The 25,731-nt window shown below is 69.6% G+C and carries 21 protein-coding genes; 8 read left to right on the top strand and 13 right to left on the bottom strand.

The annotated features are described in order from the left end of the window. Positions 1-57: 57 nt before the first annotated feature. Positions 58-570, bottom strand: a complete 513-nt coding sequence (locus ACIP98_RS32730; protein ID WP_401979385.1) for a cupin domain-containing protein — start codon at positions 568-570, stop codon at positions 58-60. Positions 571-854: 284 nt separating this feature from the next. Further along, the gene (locus ACIP98_RS32735) at positions 855-1,694 is read right to left on the bottom strand and encodes an SDR family NAD(P)-dependent oxidoreductase (RefSeq protein WP_401979387.1); all 840 of its coding nucleotides are present in this window, start codon (positions 1,692-1,694) and stop codon (positions 855-857) included. A gap of 158 nt (positions 1,695-1,852) precedes the next feature. Here ACIP98_RS32735 and ACIP98_RS32740 point away from each other — a divergent pair, with 158 nt between their 5' ends. Further along, positions 1,853-2,806, top strand: coding sequence for an AraC family transcriptional regulator (locus tag ACIP98_RS32740; RefSeq protein WP_319664081.1), 954 nt, complete (start codon positions 1,853-1,855; stop codon positions 2,804-2,806). 21 nt (positions 2,807-2,827) lie between these two features. Here the strand turns inward: ACIP98_RS32740 and ACIP98_RS32745 are convergent, their stop codons facing one another. Continuing rightward, positions 2,828-3,805 carry a phosphotriesterase gene (locus tag ACIP98_RS32745; RefSeq protein ID WP_401979388.1) on the bottom strand — a complete coding sequence of 326 codons (978 nt, stop codon included), beginning with the start codon at positions 3,803-3,805 and terminating at the stop codon, positions 2,828-2,830. A gap of 333 nt (positions 3,806-4,138) precedes the next feature. Next, the gene (gene mdlC / locus ACIP98_RS32750; protein WP_401979389.1) at positions 4,139-5,758 is read right to left on the bottom strand and encodes a benzoylformate decarboxylase; all 1,620 of its coding nucleotides are present in this window, start codon (positions 5,756-5,758) and stop codon (positions 4,139-4,141) included. Positions 5,759-6,132: 374 nt separating this feature from the next. Here mdlC and ACIP98_RS32755 point away from each other — a divergent pair, with 374 nt between their 5' ends. After that, positions 6,133-9,123 (top strand): FAD-binding and (Fe-S)-binding domain-containing protein, encoded by a 2,991-nt coding sequence (locus tag ACIP98_RS32755; protein ID WP_401979390.1) that lies wholly within the window; start codon positions 6,133-6,135, stop codon positions 9,121-9,123. A gap of 814 nt (positions 9,124-9,937) precedes the next feature. On the opposite strand, the gene ACIP98_RS32760 is transcribed toward ACIP98_RS32755, so the two are convergent. Then, positions 9,938-10,849 carry a LysR family transcriptional regulator gene (locus ACIP98_RS32760; protein ID WP_401979392.1) on the bottom strand — a complete coding sequence of 304 codons (912 nt, stop codon included), beginning with the start codon at positions 10,847-10,849 and terminating at the stop codon, positions 9,938-9,940. A gap of 270 nt (positions 10,850-11,119) precedes the next feature. Here ACIP98_RS32760 and ACIP98_RS32765 point away from each other — a divergent pair, with 270 nt between their 5' ends. The 4 genes from ACIP98_RS32765 (at position 11,120) to ACIP98_RS32780 (ending at position 15,869) form a co-directional block, all read left to right on the top strand. Beyond that, complete coding sequence (locus tag ACIP98_RS32765) at positions 11,120-11,752, top strand: NAD(P)-binding domain-containing protein (protein WP_319664075.1); 633 nt, start codon at positions 11,120-11,122, stop codon at positions 11,750-11,752. Between the two features lie 93 nt (positions 11,753-11,845). Beyond that, positions 11,846-12,784: an SDR family oxidoreductase gene (locus ACIP98_RS32770; RefSeq protein WP_401979394.1), complete on the top strand. Its 939-nt coding sequence runs from the start codon at positions 11,846-11,848 to the stop codon at positions 12,782-12,784. Between the two features lie 77 nt (positions 12,785-12,861). Further along, positions 12,862-13,521, top strand: a complete 660-nt coding sequence (locus ACIP98_RS32775; RefSeq protein ID WP_319664141.1) for an NAD(P)-binding domain-containing protein — start codon at positions 12,862-12,864, stop codon at positions 13,519-13,521. Between the two features lie 758 nt (positions 13,522-14,279). Continuing rightward, positions 14,280-15,869, top strand: a complete 1,590-nt coding sequence (locus ACIP98_RS32780; protein ID WP_319664071.1) for an MFS transporter — start codon at positions 14,280-14,282, stop codon at positions 15,867-15,869. A gap of 140 nt (positions 15,870-16,009) precedes the next feature. Here the strand turns inward: ACIP98_RS32780 and ACIP98_RS32785 are convergent, their stop codons facing one another. Further along, positions 16,010-16,879: a hypothetical protein gene (locus ACIP98_RS32785; protein ID WP_401979396.1), complete on the bottom strand. Its 870-nt coding sequence runs from the start codon at positions 16,877-16,879 to the stop codon at positions 16,010-16,012. 120 nt (positions 16,880-16,999) lie between these two features. Between ACIP98_RS32785 and ACIP98_RS32790 the strand changes: the two genes are divergently transcribed. Beyond that, positions 17,000-17,503 (top strand): N-acetyltransferase, encoded by a 504-nt coding sequence (locus ACIP98_RS32790; RefSeq protein WP_401979397.1) that lies wholly within the window; start codon positions 17,000-17,002, stop codon positions 17,501-17,503. A gap of 306 nt (positions 17,504-17,809) precedes the next feature. On the opposite strand, the gene ACIP98_RS32795 is transcribed toward ACIP98_RS32790, so the two are convergent. Next, a complete protein-coding gene (locus ACIP98_RS32795; RefSeq protein WP_319664066.1) occupies positions 17,810-18,250 on the bottom strand; it encodes a VOC family protein in 441 nt (146 codons plus the stop codon). A gap of 626 nt (positions 18,251-18,876) precedes the next feature. Between ACIP98_RS32795 and ACIP98_RS32800 the strand changes: the two genes are divergently transcribed. Beyond that, the gene (locus ACIP98_RS32800) at positions 18,877-20,856 is read left to right on the top strand and encodes an Ig-like domain repeat protein (RefSeq protein ID WP_401979399.1); all 1,980 of its coding nucleotides are present in this window, start codon (positions 18,877-18,879) and stop codon (positions 20,854-20,856) included. A 255-nt stretch (positions 20,857-21,111) separates the two neighbouring features. On the opposite strand, the gene ACIP98_RS32805 is transcribed toward ACIP98_RS32800, so the two are convergent. From ACIP98_RS32805 to ACIP98_RS32830, 6 genes are all read right to left on the bottom strand, one after another. Further along, positions 21,112-21,327: a superinfection immunity protein gene (locus ACIP98_RS32805; protein WP_319664063.1), complete on the bottom strand. Its 216-nt coding sequence runs from the start codon at positions 21,325-21,327 to the stop codon at positions 21,112-21,114. A gap of 70 nt (positions 21,328-21,397) precedes the next feature. After that, positions 21,398-21,637, bottom strand: coding sequence for a transposase (locus tag ACIP98_RS32810; protein WP_401979400.1), 240 nt, complete (start codon positions 21,635-21,637; stop codon positions 21,398-21,400). 72 nt (positions 21,638-21,709) lie between these two features. Further along, the gene (locus ACIP98_RS32815; protein WP_401979402.1) at positions 21,710-22,471 is read right to left on the bottom strand and encodes an anti-sigma factor domain-containing protein; all 762 of its coding nucleotides are present in this window, start codon (positions 22,469-22,471) and stop codon (positions 21,710-21,712) included. Next, the gene (gene sigK / locus ACIP98_RS32820) at positions 22,468-23,055 is read right to left on the bottom strand and encodes an ECF RNA polymerase sigma factor SigK (RefSeq protein ID WP_401979403.1); all 588 of its coding nucleotides are present in this window, start codon (positions 23,053-23,055) and stop codon (positions 22,468-22,470) included. Before sigK ends, ACIP98_RS32815 begins: the two co-directional genes overlap by 4 nt. A 107-nt stretch (positions 23,056-23,162) precedes the next feature. Further along, positions 23,163-23,822: a fasciclin domain-containing protein gene (locus ACIP98_RS32825; protein WP_401979404.1), complete on the bottom strand. Its 660-nt coding sequence runs from the start codon at positions 23,820-23,822 to the stop codon at positions 23,163-23,165. A gap of 95 nt (positions 23,823-23,917) precedes the next feature. Further along, positions 23,918-25,507, bottom strand: a complete 1,590-nt coding sequence (locus ACIP98_RS32830) for a molybdopterin-dependent oxidoreductase (RefSeq protein WP_401979405.1) — start codon at positions 25,505-25,507, stop codon at positions 23,918-23,920. Positions 25,508-25,731: the final 224 nt, after the last annotated feature.

Genomic DNA, 25,731 nt, shown 5'->3' on the forward strand with positions numbered 1-25,731 from the left:
CGCTGTCGACATGTCGATGCCGGCGAATACCCTGGTCCTCACGTCTCCGCGTGGCCTTCAGGCTTCGGGCATGGCCTCCAGGCCGTACTTCGTGAAGAGGCCAAGCACCGGGCCCTGGGAGTGTTCCGGTCCCCATGCCGGCACGTGAACGCCGGGCTCGGGGATGTCGCCACCCTCCAGGAACAGCCCCTCGGAGCCGCCGGGAGTGCAGAAGAACAGCATATGGGCCGTATAGAGGCCGATGTTCTTGAATCGGTGGCGCGTACCCCGAGGGCAGTGGACCAGGTCGCCGGGACCTGCGGTGAAGACGTGGTCGCCACCGAGGAATTCGAGTTCGCCGGAGATGAGGAAGAAGGTCTCGTCCTGGTCGGCGTGGGTGTGAGCCACGGGTCCGCCGCCTGGCGGCACCCAGGCCTCGACGACCCCGAGCGCACCGCCGGTTTGACCGGCTGTCAGCTTTATCGAGTACACGTTCCCTGAGAACCACTTCACGGTGCCGTCCGCGGAAGGCACATGTATCCTTTCGTGTTTGGCGTCACGTGGCGAGCTCTGAGTGATTTCGAACGTCATGGCACCTACTCGTGGGGAATCCCGGAGGGCGGTCCGGTCGGGCTGCCAATGGAGGCCGTGCAACCCGTACAGGCCGCTGCGGAAGAGGTCATGGTTCTGCGACGAGGTCGTTGAGGTGCAGCAGTCGGAGATCGCCGCGCGCCGCGCTCTGCCGCAGCCCGGCGACCACGCCCGCGCGCCGGCACCCGGGGGCGGCCGGATGACGGGGTGCAGCTCACTTCGGCGGCGGACAGGCGCCGGCGCCGCACCCATCGGCCGGCCCCGGTCCGCGGGGGAGGCCGCCGTCACGGAGCCGAGATGTCCAACCCGGTGAGGTCGGCGGAACGGTTCCAGAGCCGACGGGCGAGGTCGGAATCGTCCGCCTGCGGGTTGGTGCGTCGAGCGGGCCTGCCGTTCTCGTAGTACGTACCGGAGTGCCAGTCCACGCCGGGAGTGGTCTCGGCGAGCCATACCAGCTGGCGGGCGCCCTTCTCGGGGCTGACCATGGCCAGCCGGCTGAGCGGATTGCTGTAGATGGGGCGCATGAAGCTCTTGCTGCCGGTGGCGAAGTTGGTGGCGACGGCTCCGGGATGGAAGGCGGCGGCGGACAGACCGTGGGACGCGTATCGGGCGTGCAGTTCCCTGGTGAAAAGAATGTTCTCCAGCTTGGCCGTGCCGTACGCCCGGTGCGCGGAGTAGCCGTGGTCGTGGTCGAGGTCGTCGATGTCGAGCTTTCCGAACAGACGAGCCCCCGCGCTGGATGTCTGGATGACCGATGCTTTGCCGGCCACCAGCTTGTCCATGAGGAGATTCGTGAGCAGGAACGGCGCCAGATGATTGATCTGGAAGGTCTTCTCGAAGCCGTCGACGGTCTTTTCGCGATCGCCGAAGATTCCCCCCGCATTGTTCACCAGGACATCCACACGCGGGTATGCGGCGTCCAGGTCCGCGGCGAGTTTCCTGACGTCGGCCAAGCTGGTGAAGTCGGCGAGGAAGCGGTCCGCTCCGAGTTCGTCGGCGATCCTCGCGGTCTTCTCGGGTGAGCGGCCGACGATGACGACTCGGTGGCCGTCCCGGTGCAGCCGGCGGGCGCCCGCGGCTCCGATGCCGTCGCTGGCTCCGGTGACGACGATGGTTTTCGGCATGGAAAGGTCTCCGGTTCTCTTGGCTGCATGCGTGGCGCATGTCCGTGAAGGTGTAACTTCTGGTTGCCGCGGCGTGTGAACATTGACGTGTCGCAAGGACGCGGTCGCGGGGTGACCAAGTGGGTGCTTCCGCTGACGGCACACCGATGGGAAGGCGCATGTACCGATGGACCGCAGCTGCGTCCGCACCGTCGCTGAGCGATTGGAGCGAGGCGTTCTCCGGTCTGCACGGGGCGAGCCGCATCACCGTCATGGACCGCAAGGCGCCATGGAGGGGACTCCTGCAGTCCCAGCAGTCCCGGACGTACGCCATCGCCTTGTGCAGCGGCGGCCAGGAGACGGTCGTCCGGAACGCCCGGCACATCGCCGCTGACCCCCGCGGCACCCACGAACTGCTCGTCCCCCTGGCCGGGACTGCCTGGGTGGAGCAAGGGACGTCCTCGGGGGAGCTCCAGCCGGGCCGTATGGCACTGTGCGACATGGACCGGCCGGTGACCTTCGCACACGACGACGACTTCCGGTCGATCGCGCTGATTGTGCCCGGACACGAGGTCGCCCACCGCAACCCGGCCCTGACCCGTGAGCCGCGGACCCTCAAGGGGACGAGCGGCCTGGGCCGGGTGATCCGCACGATGGTGGCCACGCTGCAGGAGGAGCGGGAACAGTTCTCGGAGGCGACCTTCGACGTCGCCTGCGAGCGGCTGCTCGACCTGGTGTGCCTCGCCGCGGAAGGCGCGACCGATTCGGCGCCGACGGGGCAGCGGGCCACAGTCGAGGCCGAGATCAGGCGCTACGTCCGCCGCCACGCGGGCGACGACGACCTCGACGTCGCCCACATCGCACGGGCGCTCGGCTGGTCGACCCGCTACATCCAGCAGGTGCTGCGTGCAGCCGGTACGACCCCGCGCGACCTCGTGCGCCGTGAACGGCTGCACCTGGCGCGGACCCGACTGGCCGACGCGAGCTGGGCCGGGCATTCCATCGGGCAGATCGCTCACTCCTGCGGGTTCGGCAGCCATGCGTCGTTCAGTACCGCGTTTCGGCAGGAGTTCGGCATGGCGCCCCGTGATGCCAGACACCGCGTCTTCGCCCCTACGGCGGACCTGGGGTGAGCCTGTTTCCACCTCGGCGGGTCAGTCGCCCGGGGCGGTGAAGTAGCGGCGCGGATTGTCGACCAGCATGGTGCTGAGCTGCTGCTCGGTGACGCCGGCCTGGCGGAGTGCGGGCAGGACGGTGTCGTGAAGGTGGGTGTGGTGCCAGTCCGGCGCGATCTGTTCGCGCACGCCCGGCGGGAACCAGTCGATGTGGCACGACGCGTCGTGCGACAGCACCATCCGGTCCGCCAGACCTTCCCGTGCGAGCGCGGCGACCGTAGCAACCCGCTGGTCGCCCGGCAGCAGGATGTCGAGGCCGAAGCGGTCCATGCCGATGTACGAGCCGTTGTCGATCAGCTGGTGCAGGTAGCCCAGGTCGTTGGTGTCGCCGCTGTGGCCGATGACGACGGCGCCGAGGCCCACGCCCTCGCTCCGCAGGATTTCCTGGGCGACCAGGCCGGTGCGGGCGGTCGCGTTGGTGTGCACGGTGATCGGCGCGCCGGTGCGCAGGTGTGCCTGCGCCACCGCCCGCATCACCCGCTCCACGCCCGGGGTGAGCTCCTCCTCGATCGCGCACTTCAGGAAGGCGGCCCTGATCCCCGTATCGGCGATGCCCTCGGTGAGCTCCCGGACGAACAGCTCGGTCATCCCCTCGGCGCCACCCAGTAGCGTTCCCGGGCCGTGGAAGCGGAAGAAGTGGGGGATGTCGCCCAGTGTGTAGATGCCCGTTGCGGCGATGATGTTGATGTCGACCTGCTCGTTCACGGCCGCGACCCGGGTGACGTCACGCCCCAGCCCGATCACGGTGGGGTCCACGAGCGTGGTGACGCCCGTGGCCGCCAGGGCCTTCAGCCGGTCGACCGCCTTGCTGACGCGCTCCTCCTCGTCCCAGGTCTCCGGGAGGCTCTGCCGGAACTCCTCACTCAGGACGAAGACATGCTCGTGCATCAGGACGGTCCCGAGGTCGCTGGCGGCCACAGGGCCGCGGACGGTGTGCACGTGGGCGGGCGGAGTCATGGAAGTCAGTCCTTCGGGCTCATGCTGTCGCACGATCGGCATCGGCTGGAGGTGTGCGAGACGGGGTCGCGGTCGTGGTGGTCCTGCCGGCCGCAGGACTGGTCCGCACCGCCGACCCGGGCACAGCCCGCCGTCGGCACACCGTCCACTCTGGGGCATCCCGCCGGAGAGGTCTTTCGCGGCGGCGCACACTTCTTTCCCGTGGACGCACAGTCCCCACGGCCCGGCCGTAACGGCCCGGGCTGGGGTGGCGGCTCCTCGGTGCGGCGGCCCGGACCCTCGTGGGGCCCCGTCGAGTGCGCGGCTCCACTGGCGACTCCGGCTCCCGAACGGTCAGGAACGGCGGGACGCCGCCTCGTGGACCGGAGTCGTGGCGACGTTGATGAGGGTGGGGCGTTCCCGGTCCTCGACTCCCGCACGCAGCAGTTCGGCGACGTCGTCGGAGTCGTGGGCGTCGTGGGCGTCGATGCCGTAGCTCGCGGCCGTGGCCGTGATGTCCAGGCCTGGCAGGTCGAGACCCGGGACGCCCGCGGTGTTCTCGATGTCGCCGAACTGCTTGAGGATGCCGTACTCCTGGTTGGAGGCGACGACGATCGTCAGGGGGATCCGGTACCGGGACGCGGTCCACAGGGCGGTGATCGCGTAGTGCATCGATCCGTCGCCCATCAGGGCGATCACCGGACGGTCCGGGGAGGCGAGTTGGGCGCCGGCGGCGGCGGGCAGTCCGAAGCCCAGCCCTCCGCCGACGGCGGAGATGTGGGAGAGCGGGGCGCTCGGTCGGACGAAGTTCGCGATGGGGGCCTCGTTCGAACCGGCCTCGGTCACGAAGAGCGCATCCGCCGGGGCGGCGTGGCCGACGGCTGTCCAGAGCTGCGACGGCTGCATCGGAGCCGCGACCCGGTCCGGGGACGGCACGTCGGGGCGGCGGGTGGGTGCGCCGCGGGGCGTGTCGACGACTTCGTCGAGGAGGGCTTCCACCGCTGCGCGGAGGTCGCCCACGTAGGCGTCCCCCACGGGTGCGCGGGCGGCCTCGTCCGGATCGCTGGTGATGTGGACGAGGGTCGCGCCCTCGGGGAGGTAGGGGCCCGGGATGTGCGGGTAGTAGCGGAAGACCGGTCCGCCGAGTACGACGATGAGGTCGTGGCCCTTCAGCGCGGTCGAGATCCAGCCCGCACCGGGTGGGAGAAGGCCCTGGTAGAGCGGGTGGGCCTCCGGGAAGCCGGAAAGACCCGGTAGTGGTGCCGTCCAGACCGGTGCCTTGGTCCGCTCCGCCAGTTTCACGACGGCTTCCCGTGCTCCGGCGTGCTCCACGTCGCCGCCTACGACGAATACCGGGGAGTTCGCGGAGGAGATCCGATCGCCGATCTCCTTCGCCAGCCGTCCGGGGAACCCTCCGGCATAGGTCACCGCGCGGTCCCGGATCACCTCGGCCTCGGCTGCCTCGGAAGCGGTCAGTTCATGGGCCATGTCGTCCATCGGCAGTGAGACGAACACCGGTCCGGTCGGTGGCGCCAGCGCGATGTGAATGGCGTGTGCCAGGACCGCGGGCACCTCGCTCGGCGTGGCCGGCTCAGCCGACCACTTGACGAAAGGACGCGGAAGCAGCACCGCGTCTTCATTGGTCAGGAGCGCTTTCTGGTTCTGCATGACACGGCGCTGGTTTCCCGCGGTCACGATCAGCGGAGTCTTGTTCAGATGCGCGTTGTACAGGGCGCCCATCGCATTGCCGAGGCCGGGTGCGGTGTGCACGTTGACGAATACGGGGCGTCGCGTGACCTGGGCGAATCCGTCGGCCATGCCGACCGGCACCATTTCCTGCAGTCCCAGTACGTAGCGAAAGTCGCTCGGGAAGTCTTCCAGGAGCGTCAGCTCGGACGAGCCGGGGTTACCGAACCACGTCGTCAGCCCGTGCCGCCTGAGCAGGTCGATGGTGGCTTGACGGACAGATGGCATCGCGTGTCCCTTCGTCGCACACACCGCGTGCTGGTTCATGGGGCCGACCGGACATACGCATGCAGTGAACCGGCCCCCGGGCTGAACCCGGACAGGACAGCCGACGTGACGCCGACCGTTGATCGCGAATTTATCAGTATGAGATGAAGGTGCCTGGTATGCCGCTCTCGCGCGTTGACGCCAATTCCCTGCCGCCCGAGATGACGCGGTCAGCGAATCAGCCACCGGGCGCGCGCCGGACGGCCCGGTTAAAATGACTTTCATGGCCTGTTCATGACCTGCCACGGACAAGACCGTCCGCGTGGCCGGCTGAACCGTTCGGCAGGAAAGCCGTATGCGCCGACGGCCGGTGCGGTGGCGGAGAGGCTGCCAACGTGAAGAAGCTGCTCAGCCCGGGCGTTCCCGCCATCGGCCGTCCGCCGGGCCTTCCGCAGGCGGACGCGATCGGCTCCGCTCACGTGGACGGAACGCCTCGCGAACTCAGGAGCGACCTCGTCGCGCTGCTCGGTGAGGACCAAGTGCTGCACCGGATCTCGGACCTCGTCCGGTACGCGTCCGATGCCAGCCCCTACCGCTACCTGCCCCAGGTCGTCGTCCTGCCCCGCGACGTCCGCGACGTCCAGAAGCTGCTCGGCTACTGCCGGCGCAACGGGCGGCACGCCACGTTCCGTGCCGCCGGGACCAGCCTCAACGGGCAGGCGCAGTCCGACGACATCCTGATCGACGTGCGCCGGCACTGGAGCGGAATGGCCGTCGAGGACGAGGGCGCGCGCTTGCGCGCGCGGCCGGGAACGATCCTCGGCCACGCCGCGGCGCTGCTGCGCCGGCACGGTCGGCGCCTCGGACCGGATCCGGCCTCCTCGGACGTCGCCACGATCGGCGGAGTCCTCGCCAACAACGCGGGCGGGATGCGCTGCACCCTTGAGCGCAACGCCTACCACACCGTGGCGTCCATGACCTTTGTGCTGCCGTCCGGCACGGTCGTGGACACCGCCGCGCCGGACGCCGAGGAGCGGTTCGCCGCGGCCGAACCCGAGCTGGCGGCCGGTCTCGCCGCATTGCGGGAGGAACTGCTCGGCGACAGCCGTCTCACCGCGCGTGTGCGCCACAAGTTCTCCATCCGCAACACCACCGGGTACACCCTCGCGGCGCTGCTCGACGCCGACACCCCGCTCGAGATCTTCCGGCGCCTCCTCATCGGCTCCGAGGGCACCCTCGCGTTCATCGCCGAAGCCGTGATCGACACCCTGCCGGCCCCGACGGCGACCACGGTCAGCTGGATCGCCCTCCCGTCGGTCGGCGAAGCGGTCGCCCTCGTGCCCGGCCTGGTGGACCTCGGAGCCGAGGCGGTCGAACTCATGGTCGCACCCGCTCTCACCGCCGCCGCACAGGCGTTCCCGAACACCCCGGCGTACTGGAAGACCCTCGATCCGGGCGCGGCGGCGCTTCTCGTCGAGTTCGCCGCCGCCGACCCGGCGGATCTCGACCGGGCCGAGGCCCGCGTCGCGGAGCTGGTCGCGGACGCGCCCCTGCTGCACCCGCTGGACTTCACCCGTGACCAGGAGCTCATCGAACTGGACTGGCGCATCCGCGAGGGCCTGCTCGGCATCGTCGGCCAACTGCGCCCGCCAGGTACCGCCGTGGTCAACGAGGACGTCTGCTTCCCGCCGGCCCGGATCGCCGAAGGCGCGGGCGACCTGCACGCCCTCCTGGCCGAGCACGGCTTCCTGCCCGGCGTCGCGGGCCACGCCGCGTACGGCAACCTGCACTTCACCCTGACGCCCAGGCTGGCCGACCCCGCGGACCGTGACAGGTATGCCGCGTTCATGTCCGACCTGGTGGCGCTGGTCGTCGACAAGTACGACGGGTCGCTCAAGGCGGAACACGGCACCGGGATCAACATGGCGCCGTTCGTCCGTCACGAATGGGGCGAGAAGGCCACCGGGATGATGTGGCGCATCAAGGAACTCGCCGACCCGTACGGTGTCCTCGCCCCCGACGTCGTCCTCACCCGCGACGACACCATCCATCTCAAGTCCTTCAAGTCGACCCCTGACATCGAGGACGTCGCGACCCACTGCATCGAGTGCGGGTACTGCGAGGCCGTCTGCCCCAGCCGGAACGTCACGACGACGCCCCGCCAGCGCATCGTGCTGCGCAGGGAGATGGCCCGGCAGGCGGAAGGGTCCCCGCTGCTGGCCCAGTTGCAGGCGGAGTACGAGTACGACGCCATCGAGACCTGCGCTGTCGACGGCACCTGCGCGCTCCCGTGCCCCGTCCACATCAACACCGGCGCGCTGATCAAGGAATTCCGGCGGGACGAATCGACTGAGCAGCGCGAGAAGGTCGCGCTGAAGATCGCCCAGCGATGGGCGACCGTGGAGGAGTTCGCCCGTACCGCCATGGGCGCCGCCGACATGGTGCAGCGCACCGTCGGTTCGAAGGCCCTCACGGGCCTGACGGCCGGCGCGCGGCTCGCCATCAGCAACGACCTCATGCCGGCCGTCCCGGGACCGATGCCGCGCGCCGCGGTGGGCAAGCCACCGCCGACATCCCGCCATGGAGCGGCGGCCGTGTACTTCCCGGCCTGCGTCAACCGGATCTTCGGCCGCGACCCCGGAATGCCGCGGCACCCGTCCCTGCAGCACGCACTGGTCGAGGTCTCGGCACGGGCCGGCAAACCGCTGTGGATCCCCGACGACGTGGCCGGCAAGTGCTGCTCGACCCCATGGAGCAGCAAGGGTTACAGCCGCGGACACGCATGGATGGCCGCGACCACCTGCGACGCCCTGTGGTCCTGGAGCGGACACGGCACTCTTCCCGTGGTCATCGACGCCGCCTCGTGCACCAACGGCCTGCTCGACGACGTCAAGAACCACCTCGACGACGAACACCGCGACCGACTCGAGCGCATCACGCTGCTCGATGCGATCACCTGGTGCGCCGACCTGCTCCCGCACTTGACCGTCACCGGGCAGGTGGACCGGGTGGCCGTGCACCCCACCTGCTCGACGGCGCACCTGGGCCTGAGCAAGACCCTGGAAGCCATCGCCGGACAACTCGCCGCCGAAGTCCTCGTCCCGGTCGGCACCACCTGCTGCGGCACGGCCGGCGACAGAGGACTCCTCCACCCCGAACTCGTCCGATCCGCGACACGGGACGAGAAGGCCGCCCTGGACCGGACCCCCGCCGACGCCTACCTGTCGGCGAACCGCACGTGCGAGATGGGACTGCGGCACGCCACCGGCCGCCCGTACGAATCCTTCGTCTTCCTCCTGGAAGAACTGACCCGCCCCCCAGCCGACGCGCCGGGCGATGGATCCGCCGCGGATGGCCGGCCGGGCGGTGCCGGGCCGGAAGGCTGATCTTCGGGCCCGCCCGCCGTCGTGGCCTTTGTCAGGTGCCCGGCGGCGCAGGTCGCGCCAGGTGCCCCTGACCGCAGGTACCGCCCTTCGGCCCGCGAGGCCGGCAGGTCAAGGCGGGCCCCTTGAGCGCGGCGAACCTGGAGCTGCTGCGCCGGGAGATCCAGCAGGTCGCCTGCCGCCGACCGACCTCTGGCCGACACCCCCGGCCGCCTCGAACCCGACGGACGGAGTAGACGGCTGATCGCACAAGTCCGTACGCGGTGACACATGAAGAACTCGTACGCAGCTGGGAGGTTCTGAGGATGCGGGTGGCCCGCCAGTGACACTGGCGGGCCACCCGCATCCTCAGAACCTCAGCGAGCCGGAGACTTGCCACCCCTCTCATCCACTCCACCGCGGCGCTCTCCTCGCGGGGCGGCACGGCGTTGACCTCTGGACCGCGCCAGCTGAACCATTCACGCTGCATCAATGGGTGGTCCACCTGGCCACGCCAGCCCGAAACGAAGGCCAACAGGCGGGCGGCCAACACGTCCGGCTGGAACCCGCCGTCGGGTTCTGGATCCCAGGGACCGACTCCCGACGCTACGAACGGCAGACCGTGCGTGAACGGCTCCGCTCCGACGGCAGGGCGATCAGCCGACTTGAGCCGCTTCCGCAGCACGTACTTCCACCCGGTCTCAGGTGCTTCCGGGGTCCCTCGGACAACTGCTGGCCGAAGAACGGAACCGCCTCAGAGTTCAGCCGCAACAGCGCCACTCCGTCAGGCCACTTCACTCTTCAGCACATGATGAACGAGGTCAGTTGAACTCACTCCTCAAGCGTGCCTTGTAACGGCATCGCCTCCAAGCCGCCACATCTCGTAGTTCCCACATTCTGCCGTGATCTCGGCCGTCGACTGAGCCGCAGTGACGAAGTCATCTACGACCGGTGAGGTGTGAGATGCCGCCACCGCGAGGCACACCTGGTCGGGCGCCAGATCCGGGATGGGCACATAGACGACGTCCGGATGCGAGTAGAACACGGACGCCGAACGGGCCAGGAAGGAGACGCCCCGGCCGGCCGCGACATGCTCAAGCGTCTCGTCCACCCCGCGCACCGGGTACCCGGCATTGGGGAGCGGGCGCTTGGTGGGCTGCGTGCTAGGGTCACCGCGCCAGACCAGCGGTTCGCCGGCCAGGTCGGCCTCGGTGACCTCCTCCTTGCCGGCAAACCGGTGTCCGGCGGGCAGTACCGCTACCCACGGCTCGGTGTACAGCGGGGTGACGCGCAGGCCGGCCTCGTCGATGGGCAGCCGCACATAACCGACGTCGATGCGGCCGTCGAGCAGCATCGCAGCCTGCTCGTCCCCTTCGATCCGCTGCACATCCACGACCACGTCCGGGTGCCGGTCCTCGAACGCACGCGCCGCCGGAGTGACGGCAACGCCGGCCCGGAAACCGACCATCAGCCGCCGCTTGCCGCCGGCGACCGCGGCCACCCGGCGGCGGACCGCGTGGGTCGAGGCGAGCAGCGGACCGGCGTCGGCGAGCAGTTGACGGCCCGCATCTGTCAGCTCCACGCCGTGGCGATCCCTGGTGAACAGCGAGGCGCCGAGATCCTGCTCGAGCGCCCGGATCTGCCGGCTGAGCACCGGCTGTGCGATGTGGAGCTCATCGGCGGCACGGCCGAAGTGCAACTGGTCGGCCACAGCGACGAAATAGCGCAGTTTGCGCAGGTCCAGATCCATGGCGCCTCCCGGTCGGTGATGCCTCCAAGGTATCACCGCGGCGGAAAGAAGTATTGGACGCCCACTCAGGCCAATGGCAACCTGAATAGGTGCCTAATAGTCCGAGCGAATTCGGCACAAGAATTCGACATCGGATGGCCCAGGCCCAGAATGAGCACATCAGGAATTGAACGCCCCCCCACCGCGTAATTCGACGGCGTCGACGACAAAACCGTCAACAACGACAGGGTGGGCATGGCGTCCTATCCAGCTCCAGAAAGCAGGAACTCCATGAGCAGCATCAGCATTATCGGCCTGGGCAACGTGGCCCGCGCGCTGGCCGCCCGGGCGCTCGCGGGCGGCAACGCAGTCGAGATCATCGGCCGCGACCCGGCCAAGGCCAAGGAATTGGCCGCTGCGCTCGCTGGCGCCACCGTCGGGACGGCCGGCACCGCCCCGGCCGGGGACATCGTTGTCCTCGCCGTGCCGTACGCCGGCGCTGCGGCGGTGGTGAGGGAGCGCGGGGACGCACTGCGCGGCAAGATCATCGTTGACATCACCAACCCCGTAGCCTCCGACCTGCAGGGCTTCGTCGTCCCCGACGACAGTTCCGGCGCACAGGAGATCGCCAAGGCGGCTCCCGACGACGCGCATGTCATCAAGGCGTTCAACACTGTGTTCTCCCACGTTCTGGAGGCCGGCCCGGCCGGGGATCGCCCTCTGGACGTGTTCATCGCCGGCGATGACGCGCCGGCGAAGGCACGCGTGTCGGCGTTCGTGGAGAGCCTGGGGCTGCGCCCCTGGGACACGGGGGAACTGTTCATGGCGCGGGCACTGGAGAACGTCGGCCTGCTGGAACTGGGCCTCATGAACCACTCCGTCAAGCACGCCAATTTCTCCCTCGGCATCACCCTTCTCGGCTGAGCGCACCCCTTAGCCCCTACCTTTCGTGCCGTGTTGCGCCAGTTCATTTGCGGCACGAAAAGACCCTGCCTCTACTCTCACAAGGACAGTCAGATGCGCGTATTCGTCGCTGGGGGGACCGGCCATTCCGGTTCATACATCATCCCCGAGCTGATCGCCGCCGGGCACGAGGTCACCGGCCTGGCCCGGTCGGACGCTTCCGCAGCGGCCTTGTCCGCGCTCGGCGCGAAGGTGCGTCGCGGCGACCTCCAGGATCTCGACGGGCTCAAAAAGGCAGCCGCGGACTCCGACGGCGTCATCCACGTGGCCCACAGGCAGGATCTGCTTCCCTCTGGCGGGCTCGACGCCGTGGCCGCCGCGGAGCTCCCAATCATGCTCGCGTACGGCGAGGCACTCGCGGGAACCGGAAAGCCGCTGGTCACGGCGGGAAGCATCGGCTCACCCGGGCAGCACCTGGGCCGGCCGGCCACCGAGGAGGACCCGGCCCTCCCCGCCGGCGAGGAGCACGAAGGCACCCTGCGAATCCGCAACGTCGTGGAAAGGGCCGTAGTCGACCTCGCCGAGCAGGGGGTGCGGTCTTCGGTCGTGCGGATCGCCAACATCGCGCACGGCACGACCGATCATGCCGGCTTCCTCCCCACGCTGATCGCGCTCGCGAAGGAAAAGGGGTTCGTCGGCTACCCTGGCGACGGCGCGAACCTGTGGAACGCCGTGCACATCCGCGATGCCGCCACCTTGTTCCGCCTGGCGCTGGAGAAGGGGCCGGCCGGCCATTACTGGCACGCGGTCGAGGACGGGGGCATCCCGTTCCGCGACATCGCCGAGGCCATCGCCAGCCGCCTGGGCCTGCCCGCCGTGAGCGTTCCCAACGATGCCCTGATGACCCCGGGGTACTTCGGATTCCTCACGAATATCGTCACGCAGAGCTATCCGGCGTCCAACCGCATCACCCGCCGAACCCTCGGCTGGGAACCCACCCAGCCCGGCCTGCTCGCCGATCTGGACAACGGCCATTACTTCCCCGCCGGCTGACGACAGGGATCGAATCGTGACGAGCCCGGCAACCGGCAAGTTCGGCTCTTCTGAAGGAAGTTGAGTATATGACGACTGTGGGATTCATCGGCAGCGGAAGCATCGGCAGGACCATCGCGCGACTCGCGGTCGGGGCCGGGCACCTGGTGGTGCTCAGCAACTCACGCGGTCCCGAAACGCTCGTGGACACGGCCGCGGAACTGGGGCCGCGGGCGTCCGCGGCAACGAGCGAAGAGGCGGCGGCGGCCGGTGACATTGTCGTGGTCACGGTGCCGGTCAGCGCCTTCCCCAACGTGCCCGCCGCACCACTGACCGGGAAGACGGTCATCGACACCTGCAACTACGGCTCCGAGCGTGACGGGCACATCCCCGAGCTCGACAGCAAATCCCTCACCTCGAGCGAGCTGCTCCTGCGGTACGTCCCCGACGCCCTGCTCGTAAAGGCGTTCAACAACATCTTCTTCAAGCACCTGCATTCACTCGCCCGCCCGGCAGGGGCAACCGACCGCTCCTACCTGCCGATCGCCGGAGACTCCGCACCGGCGAAGGCGGCAGTGACCGAATTCATCGACTCCATCGGCTACAGCGTGGTAGACGCGGGAACGCTGGCCGACAGCTGGCGGCAGGCGACGGGCACGCCGGTGTGGGGGACGCCGTACGGGCCGTACTCGAACGAGAAGGGCCAGCCGGTCGGCGAGGACGCCATCCGTGCGGCATTGGCCACCGCCACGCGGTAACCGTCAATTAACGCGGACCGTGATGTGGTCCCGGCCGTGGCATGGCCCCGCCCGGTGGATACCGGGCGGGGCCGTGTCTCGCACGCAAAGGCGTCGAATCCAGCGAAGGGTTTGCCTCTGCGTCTCGTCGCGCGGAGTCAGGTTCGACGTCGCCAGTCCAGGTCGCGGACTGCTCCCTGGGAGGCCAACTGCCCGCGCAGATTCGTGTCAGCCTCCTCCTCAGCTGGTGGTTTGGCCCCGCACGCTGCCGTAGTGCTGAACGCATCGGGGCAGCAGCAGTCGTTCGCCGGGGCCCTCGTCACGGACGACGACATGCTCGCCGTCGTGGTTCACCTCTGCGACCAGAACTGAGCCTGCGGGATATCGCCAAAGCTGCTCGTCATCTCACCGGGAAGAAGATGGGCCGGCACCATTTCTGACGCGCCCCATAACCTTTGGCGCCCCGACTTCGGATGGCGTCGGCTTCTCGACATTCGCTCACGCGAGGTCTGCCTCGGCACGTTCGCGATCAGCTCTCCGAGCTCAAGGCCAAGAACGATCTCACGGACGAAGAGTTCCGGCGCGCCGAGGAGAAGATCCTGCGCTGACCTACGCATGCCATGCGGGACGTGACCCGCAAGCCTGCGTGCTGTGAGATCGCAGGAATCCATTCTGGGCAGCGGATGTACCGAAAGCGGGCATCTGTCTGGCTTATGGTGATTCGAGGAGTCGCGTTCACGCGCCGTGACGCACACCTGGGCTATCGGGAGGTGCGGACGGTGGGGCGATGGCGAGCACTGATCATCCTCGGTACCGCCCAGTTCCTCATGGTGCTCGACACCTCGGTCATGAACGTCTCGATCAGCCAGTTGGTCGAGGACTTCGACACCGAGGTCACTGCTATTCAGGGCGTCATCACTCTCTACACCCTGGTCATGGCGGCCTTCATGATCACCGGCGGAAAGCTGGGGGACATGCTCGGACGCCGCAGGGTGTTCGGCATCGGACTGGTCGTGTACGCCACGGGCTCCACCCTCACAGCCGTCGCCCCGACTCTGTGGCTGCTCACCCTGGGTTGGTCCGTGATCGAGGGACTCGGTGCGGCGCTGGTCCTGCCGGCGCTCGCCGCCCTGGTCGCCGGGACCTACCGGGGCCGGGACCGGGCCGTCGCCTACGGGGTCGTCGGTGGCCTGGCCGGGGCCGGCATCGCGGTGGGCCCTCTGGTCGGTGGATGGGTGACCACCTACCTCACGTGGCGGCTGGTCTTCGCGGCCGAGGTGGTGCTGGTGGTCGCCATCCTCCTGGGCATGCGCTGGATCGAGGACCGGCCTCACCGCGGACCCAGACCCCACCTCGACAAGGTCGGAGCCCTACTGTCCGCCGTCGGCCTGGCCCTGGTGGTCCTGGGCGTCCTGCAGAGCAGCGCCTGGGGATGGCTGCGTCCCCGCAACTCCCCGGTGACCGTCTTCGGTTTCTCCCCCACCTTCTTCGTCATCGCCGCCGGGGCGGTCGTACTGTGGGCGTTCCGATGGTGGGAGCGACGGCACGAGACGCGGGGGCACGAGCCCCTCGTGCGGTTCTCGGTGTTCAGCGTCCCCGCGCTGCGCGCGGGCCTTGCCGCATTGCTCAGTCAGAACCTCATCCTGCTGGGCCTGTTCTTCGTCATCCCCCTCTACCTCCAGATCGTGCAGGGTCTCAGCGCCTTCGACACCGGGCTGCGATTGCTCCCGGTGTCGATCAGCATGCTCGTGGTCTCCATGAGCGGTCCCCTGCTCGGCCGGATCGCCTCACCTCGCACAGTGGTCCGTACCGCTCTGCTGATTCTCATCGCGGCGATCCTCTGGCTGCTCGCGACCATCACCCCGTCCCTCAACGATCTCTCGTTCGCCTTGGCGATGGCCTTGCTCGGTACGGGCATGGGCCTGCTCGCCTCCCAACTCGGCAACGTCGTGCAGTCGAGCGTCGGCGAGTCGGAACGCAGCGAGGTCGGAGGCCTCCAGTACACCGCCCAAAATCTCGGCTCCTCCCTCGGGACCGCCCTGGTCGGCTCGCTCCTGATCGGGGCCCTTGTGCACGTGTTCCTCACACAGATCGAAGGCAACCCGCAGATCTCCGACGCCGCGCGTCACCAGGTCGGCATCACCGTTGAGGGGGGCGTCAGCTTCGTCGGCACCGATCAGGTGCGAACCGCCGCGGAGCGCGCGGGTCTGGAGAAGCCCGAGGTCGATGCCCTCGTGGACGAGTATGCCGAAGCACAGCTCGCCGGCCTGAAAGCCGCCGTTCTCGCCACCGCCGCCATTACCCTCGCCAGCTTCCCCTCCACCCGGCACCTGCCGACGAATCGGCTCCGAAAGCCCTCGGCTGCCTGAGGAACAAGGCCGTTGGTCCATGGCCGGACCCAAGATGCTTTGCGCTCCACACCACGGGATCGCAGTCGCTGGACCCCAGCCCGGCGACGGAGAGCGAGCCGGCTTGGCGCGTCCCGCCGCCTGCGGCTCGTACGCGGACGTCAGTCATCGTTGCCGGGACGGTAGCGGCTGCGCGGTGGTGGCGTGCCGGGCAGTGCGTCCTTGCGCCGTGGGGCGATGGCGCGTTCGGCGAGGTGCCGGGTGACCACCTGGGCCAGGATCCCCATGGCGGCTTGGGCCTCCAGGTGGTCAAGGGCGTCCACGCCGTCGCCCACCAGTGGGCTGTCGGTGGACATGGTGGTCCAGCCCGTTCCGTCGACAGCGAGGCTCACCGTGACGGTCTCGCCCGTCGGCACGGTCACCGTGAGCGTCACGGCGTCGGCGACGGCGTTCCGGCCGGAGTGCAGGATCGCGCGGCGCCGGAAGTCGGCTGAGGCCGCGAGGTCTTGAGGAGTGGCGAGCTCGGCCAGCGCGCGGTGGGCCTGATGGGACAGCTCCTGCCCCTGCCCGGCGAGGTCGGGCAAGGTGTCCTTCGGGTCCCAGCCCGGCCCCTGGTCCGCCGGCGGGTTCATCGCATCGGCGACGCCCTCCAAGGCCCGGGACGCGGCTCGGGCGGCACGCGTCAGCGGGTCGTCCGGAGCGTGGGCCCAGGCGGGCAGGGTCGCGGCGTCCGCCACGCGCGCGACCGCGCGGACGGATTCCGCGTTGAGCGGCGTGCCCTGACCCGTCAGCGGCCCGCTGGCGCCCTCGTCTCGTTTGCTCACGTCGATCCCCCGTGCGGTGAGGTCGGCGTAGACGGTGTCGCGTGAGACCCGGGCCGCCCGGGACAACTCGGCGACACTCCTGGTGCCCGTACGCCAAGCGCCGGCCATGAGATCGGCCCGGTCGGATGACAGCCGTTCCCTGCGGTCGGCCCAGCCGATGAGCGCGGACAGGGCCGTGATGCGTTCGGGTTCGGTGGACGTGGTCATGCGCTCAGACTATGTCGACTCACTCGACATGTCGAGTGAGTCGACATGATCGCAAGGCCTGGTGGTGCAGGGGGTAAATCCAGAGGAGCGGACGGCCGCGCGCTGCTACGGTCGGGCGCCATGAGCTGGCTCCCCGATGACTTCGTCCATCCCGTCCTGGTACCGCTGCCGGGCAGTGGTCATCACCTGCGGCCGATCCGGGAGGTGGACACCCCGCTCGACTATCCGGCTGTGATGGGTTCGCGCGAGCGGCTGTGGGCCATCTTCGGCCCAGCCTGGGGCTGGCCCGGGGCCACCATGACCTACGAGGCCGACCGAGCCGACCTGTTGCGGCACGAGAAGGAGATCGCCGCACACCAGTCCTTCAACTACGCGCTGTTCGACGCGGCGGAGACAGCTCTGCTCGGCTGCGTCTACATCGACCCACCGGAGAGGGCCGGCGCGGACGGCGAGATCTCCTGGTGGGTGGTGGACGAGCTGGTGGGCAGCAAGGTCGAGCAGGCCCTCGACGAGCTGGTGCCGCAGTGGATCGCCGCCGACTGGCCGTTCGAGCAGCCGCGCTTCCTCGGCCGCGAGATCTCCTGGTCGGACTGGCTCGCCCTGCCGGAGCACCCCGACGCGTAAGTAGCTTTTGGCGTAAAGCTCTGGGGACTTGGTGCCCGAGCGGTCGTTTCGATCGGGTGGTCGTCGGGTGCTCGGCGGGTGCGAGGAGGCCCCTGAACAGCTCGCTGGTGTCGAATCACCGAGCGTCAGGAGGCCCTGGCGTCGCCGTCTTGCGCACCGATGCCCGTGCAGTCCACCGCCGGTACTCGGGAGTGCGACTGTCCGGCTCACCGGTTCGGAAACGCTGCCGACGGTCGCCCGGGCCCGACGAGGCACCTTCTCTGCGGCGCCCGTGCCAATCCGGCGCAACTGGTGAAGCGAAGGGGCTCAGCGCAGTTGCTCGGCCAGTCCGACGATGATGCCCTCCGGGCCGCGGAGGTAGCAGAGCAGATAGCTGTCCTCGAACCGGGCGATCTCGCCGACGAGTTCGGCGCCGTGAGGGCGCAGGCGGGCCACGGTGTCCTCGATGTCGTCGACGGCGAACATGACGCGGTGCGTGCCCAGGATGTTGTGCGGCCGGTTGCGCGTTCCGGCGCTGATCGCCGCGGGGCTGCGGTACTTCGCCAGCTCGAGCCGGCTGTGACCGTCCGGGGTCCGGACCATCGCGATGTCACAGTGGACGCCGTCGAGGCCGGTGCACTGGTCGGCGAAGGGGCCCGCGACCTCAGCCCTGCCCTCCAGCTCCATACCGAGTTCCACGAAGAACGCGATGGCGGCATCCAGGTCCTCGACGACGATGCCGACGTTGTCCATCCGCTGAATCGCCATGCTGGTTTCTCCTTCGTCGTCGTACGGCCGGTGGTGGCCGCTGATGTTCCTGGGACGGAGCCGTTGGCACGTTCTCGACATCCGCAGACCGCCGAACTCCGTAAAGTCTGGATCGCGCCCCGGATGAGATGCATCCCGATGTACCGACCCGCCGCCAGCACGATGAGAATGGCGCCCGTGAAGTCCCACGCCGTGGTTGCCGCGCTGTGCGAGGTATGGATCAGAGCAAGCATGCTCAGTCGACTCGGCAGGAGGGGCCGGCACAGTGCATGTTGGCGCCCTCCTGTCGCCTCGGGTCGACAGCGCCGATCCATCGCGCTTGGCGTCCGTGGAGCACCGGGTCAGGCGGGATGCGCCGACGATTGCGCCAGGCGCTTCCGGCTCGTTCGTGCCCTTGTGCCCTCGTGCCCTCGTGACCCCGGACATCCCGGTCACGGGGCCGGCCCGTGTCCTGCGCGGCGCGGGCGCGGGACGTTGCCTACCGGGAGCATGCGTGCCCCTGTCCTGGAGACGCCGTGGCGTTCAGGCGTTCGGCGGCGGATGTAGGTTGGTCCGGCGCCGAGCCCATCGGCCGCACCACCGCCGGAAAGCCGGCCGCTCATCCGCCAGCCTGGGGGGAAACCAGCTTGCGTACCCGCCGTATCGCCGTGGCGATGGTTCTGTCCATCACACTCGGCTGCCTTTCGCTTCTCGGCGCCACGACGACACCGGCAGCCGCCGACAGCGTGCAGGCCCTGGCCGTGCCTTCCTTCGCCCGTATGGTTGTGGACGGCGTCCGCAAGCATGTCTTCATCAGCAGCAAGTCCGGCAACGAAGTCCTGGTCACCGACTACGACGGTACCGAGGTCGGCACCCTCACCGGTGAGGACGGCGCGTACGGCCTGGCGCTGGCCGCCGACTCGTCCACCCTGTACGTCGCCCTGTCGTCCGCGCACGCGATCGCGGCCGTCGACACCGCGACTCTCACCGAGACCGCCCGCTATGACACCGGCGCCGCGGCCCCGGTGTTCCTGGCGCTGGCCGGCGGCACGTTGTACTTCGGCTACGACAGCAACAGTGCCGGCAATCTGGGGTCCGTGGACATCGGCTCGGCGACCCCGACCGCCACTTTGGGCCTCGCCACCGGCGACTGGTCCGGCGCGCCACTGCTAGCCGCCTCGCCGACCGACCAGGACCTGCTGATCGCCGCAGAGTCGGGCGGCCAGCCGCCCACCCTGCGGGCCTATGATCTCTCCTCCGGGACCCCGTCCGTGACTGTCGCCCGCCGCATCAAGGACTCGGGCGTTTCGCGCGACCTGGCCATCTCCGCCGACGGTACGCAGGTGGTCACGGCCGGGGAGGCGTACAAGACCTCCGACCTGACCGACGACGGACAGTACGCCAACGGCCCCGCGTGGGCGGTGGCCGTGGCCCCTGACGGCACCATCGCGGCGGGCCTGTACGCGGGGTACAGCCCCGACGTCTACCTCTTCCACCCGGGCATCGGCACGCAAAGCCCCCTCCGCAACTACGACTTCGGCGTCCTCGGCAACCCGGGTACCGCCACCGCGATGGCCCCGGCGGGCCTTGCCTGGGCACCGGACGGCAGCCGGCTTTTCGCGGTCACGGTGGACGTCTACGGCGCCGACCCGACGCTGCGTATCCTGGAGAGCGCCGACAAGTTCGACACCGCGCTCACCGTCAACGCCCCGGCCACCGCCCCTCGCGTCCAGCCGCTCACCCTCACCGGGAGGGTGACCTCGACCAGGTCCCTTCCCGCCGACGGCACCGTCTCGGTGATCCGCAGGGACACCGTCCACCCCGGCGGCAGGCCCATCGGCACCGCCACCATCGCCGCCGGCGGCGCTTACAGCTTCACCGACACTCCCCAGGCCGGCGGCAAGGTCACCTATACCGTCGCGTACCTCGGGGACGACGCGCACACGGGGAGCCGTACCAACGCCGTCGTCCAGGTCTCCCGCACGACCTCCTCGGTGAGCGTCAGGACCGACCACGCCACCTACGGCTGGGGCACCGCCGCCAAGGTCACCGCCCATCTCGGCGCGACCGGCACGAGCCGGGTGCTGTCGGTGTACGCCACGCCGGCCGGCGGCAGCAGGACACTGATCAAGTCCGGCAGGGTGAACGCCTCCGGAAACCTGACGGTCGACTACCCGCTGAAGCGGAACACCACGTTCACCGCCTCGTTCGACGGTGACGACGTCGCGGCGCCCAAAGCGGCGACGTCGAGAGTCGGCACCACGGTGAAGCTCGGCGAGGCGACCACTCATCACTACAGGACCGAGAAGCTCAGCGGTCAGACCTACTACGTCTTCCACAAGGCCACGAACGCGCTGCTGGGCACCACCATGACGGCCGCTACCGGCCGCAAGGCGTTCTACCAGGTCGAGTTCTACCACCAGGGCGCCTGGCACGACACGGGCACGCGGTACGTCAAGCTCTCCGCGGCCGGCAAGGTCACCGTCACCTACGGCGGCGACCACGCCCGGAAGGTCGGCTACAAGCTGCGTTGGCGCTCCTCGTACATCATGGGCGCGGCCAACTCGGGCGACAGTCTGAACACCACGTCCCGCGGCGCGTGGAAGTACTTCACCTTCACCAAGTAGCCGACGAACGCGGCCCGGCCCCGGGCTACCTGCCAGGCGCGGAGCAGACCGTCGTGGTGCCCGGCGCCGCCCATACCGGGCGGGCACGCCGGTCGTTCGAGTGGGCGAGGGTGAACTGCGCGGCGGCTAGATGAAGGATCTCCAGCGCGGCCCACTCGGGGCCGGCGGGGTTCCGCGTGGCCGCGCTCGGGGACGGCAGCGCAGGGCCTGCGTCGTGGCGGACTCGCCGCAGTCCGGGCTGTGATGCCGTGAGAGTCAAGCGGCGACCTGCGTCGGAGCCTTGGGCTTCTTGGGCGTACGAGTGGCCATGTAGAGGGCCACGCCCCAGCCGATGATCGACGAACCGAGGAATACGTTGATGATGAGGATCAGCCACCGGTCCTTTGCTCCACGCGCAAACGCCATGTACGACGGCGCCATGTAGAGCACGACAACAGCGAGTATGAGCACGAACTCCAGCAGGTTCTTCACGGTACCCCCAGGGTTGATCTTCAACGACTCGCCGTATGCTACGCCGCTCCCCGAGGATGCCGGCGGCCTCTCACCGGGCGAAGTAGCTGTGGACGGTGTGGTTTGGTGGGAAAGCGCGGGGCATGTGGTGCCACGTGATGCCGCCCCGGTCGACGTGAAGGATGGCGTTGATCAGGGTGCGCGGGTCGCGGGCGGGTTTGCGGATGCCGGCGCGGGCCTGGCGCCAGGATTCCAGAGTGGTTGGGCAGGGTCGTGAGGGCCACATGGTGCCTGGGCACGTGACGCCGGTCGGCCGAGGCGGGGCGCGCATGCCGAGGTGTTCGGTGCAGGCACGTGGGTGGGTAACGCCGACTCGCGTGGGCCGACCTCGTCGCTGTCCGGGTTACAGGCGCAGCAGGGCCAAGGGCGGGCTGGTGGGCTCGGGGGAGCCGTCATGGGGTTCGACGGTGATGCCGATGGCTTGGGCTCCTCGGAGGCTGCCGCTCAGCAGAACGGACCCGGGCGCCTTCTGCGGAGTGAGGAGGCCGGCTGGTCGCATGACCTCGTCTTGGGCGTACCAGAGCTGGTAGACCTGCCCGTTGGACAGCGCGGGCAGACCGGAGCAGAAGAAGGCGGTCTCGCCGCGGTCCGGGGACGCCACCACCGTGGCCGTGCCGCCGCCGCTGAGCGTGGCGGTGCGAATGACGGCCCGTGGGTCCGCCAGCACCGCGGCCAGGGAGGCCGTGTGCTGTTCGGCCCGGACGGCGCGGGCATGTTGCGCGTCGGCCGCGTGCCAGGAGGACAGGGCCGTGCCGCCGAGGATCGCGGAAGCGGCCACGCAGGCTGCCGCGGCGAGGTAGGGCATGCGCTGACGCCCCGGCCGACTGCGGTGCTGCCTCAGGCGCAACGCCCGGGCGTCGACGGTCGTCCACGGGGGAAGCTGCCTCACGGTGGGCAGGGCCGCCAGGACGCGGGCGTGCAGGGAGCGCGGTGGGATCTCGGCGACGGCCAAGGCCAGACGTGCCGCCGTTTCACGGAACTCCCGGACTTCAGTGGTGCAGGCGTCGCAATGCCGCAGGTGCGCCCGGAACTCACGCTCCTGCCGCTCGGGCAGGGCGCTGAGGGCGTAGGCGCCGGTCCGCGTGTGCAGGTCGCTGGTGGTCATGCGGTCACCCCCAGGCAGTCACGAAGGCGGATCAGGCCGTCACACAGGCGGGTTTTCACCGTTCCCAGGGGTGCCCGTAGCAGGTGTGCGGTCTCCTGGAGGGTGTATCCGCGGTAGTAGGCCATGGTCACCGACTGCCGCTGGAGATCGGTGAGTTGGTCCAGACAGCGCCTGACCTGCTGGCGTTCCAGACGTCGTTCGACGTGTTCGGCGACGACGTCGAACGGCGTCTCATGATCGCGTACGGCAGCCTTGTGGTCCCGTTCCACGGTCTTCTGGACCGAGCGGATCCGGTCGACGGCCCGGCGGTGGGCGAGCATCATGACCCACGCCATGGCGCTGCCTTTGCCGGGGTCGTAGCGCGACGCGGAGCGCCAGACCTCGATGAGGACCTCCTGGGCGACCTCCTCGGACTGCGCGGCATCGCGCAGCAGCGAACGGACCAGGCCCAGGACGGCCCCCGCGGTGGCGGTGTAGAGGGTCTCGAAGGCTTCATGATCACCGTTCGCGATGCGGTCCAGCAGCTTCTCCAGGGCTCCCTGACCGGGGGCTGCCGCGTCCTCACCGTGTGCCGCGACATGCATGACGACCTCCAAACGTGCGACGGACTCTTTGGGATGGGGCAGGTGATCCCGTGACGCGACGTGACCTGCCCGGGCCCGCCCCGAAGCGGGCCCGGACAGGGCTTCGACTACTTCGGCATGAGGACGGTGTCGACGATGTAGACGGTGGCGTTGGAGGTGGTGACGTTGCCGCAGACCACGTGGGAGGAGTCGTTGACCGTGTAGTCCTCGCCGGAGCCGGCCGTGGTGAGCTTGCCCTTCTCCAGCGTGGCGAAGGAGCCGTTCTCCAGTTGCGCCGGCGTCAGACGCTGCCCCACCACGTGGTAGGTGAGGATCTTGGTCAGGGTGGCCTTGTCGTTCAGCACCTTGTCGAGGTCGGCCTTCGGGATCTTCGCGAAGGCGTCGTTCGTGGGGGCGAACACCGTGATGTTCTGGGCGCTGTTGAGGGTGTCCACCAGGCCGGCCTTCTTCACCGCGGCCACCAGCGTGGACAGGGCCGGGTTGTTCGACGCCGCTGTCGCCACCGGGTCCTGGGCCATCCCGTCGAAGCTGCCGGCACCGTCCTTCGGTACCGCCGAACACGCCGCACCGAACGGCTTGTCCATCGCCATGGCATCCCCGGGGTCCTGGCCCGCGGAACCGCTGCCGGCCGGGCTGGACGCCGCCGTCGTGGACGAGGCGTCGGAATCCTTGTCCTTGCTGTCGCCGCCGCACGCGGTCAGCGCGAGGGGCAGGACCGCGGCAGCGGACACCGCGAGGGCGACACGGCGGAAGCGCAGGGTGTTCATCTGGGAATCTCCTTGATTGTTCTGAGAGGGAAGGCGGGCTCCGGGAGCCACCGCCTCGTGGTGCACGGCTTATGGGGTGGCGACGGTGAGCGGCATCAGTCCACGGTGATCACCACCGAGTGCCGGCCGGTCGCGCCGTCGGGGATGGTCCGGGCACGCAGGGCGGTCTGCACGGCTCCCGTGCCGTCGGTGGCCCGCGTGGTCAGGGTGTGCGGCCCGGGGGCGGCCTCCCAGGACAGGGACCACTGCCGCCAGGTGTCGGTGGTGGCCTGGGAGGCGAGGTCGGCGTCCCGCCATGGGCCGTCGTCGACGCGCATCTCGACGCGCTCGATGCCCCGGTGCTGCGCCCATGCGACGCCCGCGACGACGACGGTCCCCGCTGCGGGGCGGGCGAACGGCTTGGGCGTGTCGATGCGGGACTGCGTCTTGATCGGGGCGCGGCGTGCCCACTTCCGCTTCACCCAGTACGGGTCGTAGGCGTCGAAGGTGGTCAGCTCGAGGTCCTCGATCCACTTGCAGGCCGAGACGTAGCCGTACAGGCCGGGGACGACCATGCGGACCGGGAAGCCGTGCTCCAACGGCAGGGGCTCGCCGTTCATGCCGACCGCGAGCAGCGCGTCGCGCCCGTCCATGACCTCCTCGACGGGTGTCCCGATCGTCATGCCGTCCACGGAGCGGGAGACGAGCTGGTCCGCCGGGCCGTCCTGGGAGGGCGGCCGTACGCCGGCCTCGCGCAGCAGGTCGGCGAGGCGCACGCCCAGCCAGCGGGCGTTCCCCGCGTACGGGCCGCCGACCTCGTTGGAGACGCAGGTCAAGGTGATGTCCCGCTCGACCAGTTCACGGCGCAGCAGGTCCTGGAAGCCGAGGTCCAGCGGGCGGGTGACACCGCGTCCGTGGACGCGCAGCCGCCACCGTGTCGCGTCGATCGCCGGGACCACCAGAGCGGTGTCCACCCGGTAGAAGTCGGCGGTGGGCGTGACGAAGGGGCTGATCCCGGGCACCCGCAGGGCGGCACCGCGCGGCAGCGGTCGCGCGGGGGACCCCGGCAGCGGCAGCCGGACGGCCGCGCGGGATGCCACCGCCTGATCACCGGCGGAGGAGGCGAGCGCACGTCCCAATGCGCCGGCCGTTGCGGACGATGCGGCAGCCGAGGCGGCGGCCAGCAGGAAGCGGCGGCGGTCGCGGACCGAAGCCGATTCGGATTCGGCGACGGGCCCGCCGACCCAGGTCAGGCGCCCGACCAGGATCCACAGCAGGGCCGCGCCGACCAGCGCGCCCGCCAGGGACGGCAGCGCGTCGAGGACCCCGGCGGAGTCCGGCCTGCTCAGCGCCGCCGTCGCCCCCACCACACCGAAGGCGAGCACTCCGGCCGCCCCGGTGCGCCGGTGCCGCAGGGCCAGTTGACCCAGCCCGACGGCCAGCAGACCGAGCACGACGAGAATGCCGAGTTGCAGCACCAACTTGTCGTTCGTGCCGAACGCACGGATCGCCCAGTCCTTCACGGCCGCCGGTGTCCGGTCGATCGCCGCACCGCCCACCACGACCACCGGGCCGGCCTGCGGGCGCAGCGCCCCCGCCGCCAACTCCGCTGCCGCCAGGGCGGCGCCGGCGGCGAGCAGTCCGGACAGCGCGCCCAGGGCGCTGCGTGTCAGTTGCCGCGTGCTCAAGATCCTCACACCGGTCATTCGTCGCGCTCCCGGTGCGGGATTGGTGGCTCACCCGAACGAGTGGCTGGGGCCGGATCGGCGCATACGACTTCACTGGTGGGGCATACGCGAGCGCCTGCGATCCACGGGCGGGGGAGCGCAGGCGTGCCCAGGAGGCCGTGGCGAACGGCCGGTTGCGGGCCTCAGGGGGGGGCGTTCGACAGCCCTGGTCTACTCCAAGAGCCGTGAGTGCCGCCGTGCAC

Source organism: Streptomyces sp. NPDC088354 (genome assembly GCF_044753585.1).
Taxonomy (GTDB): domain Bacteria; phylum Actinomycetota; class Actinomycetes; order Streptomycetales; family Streptomycetaceae; genus Actinacidiphila.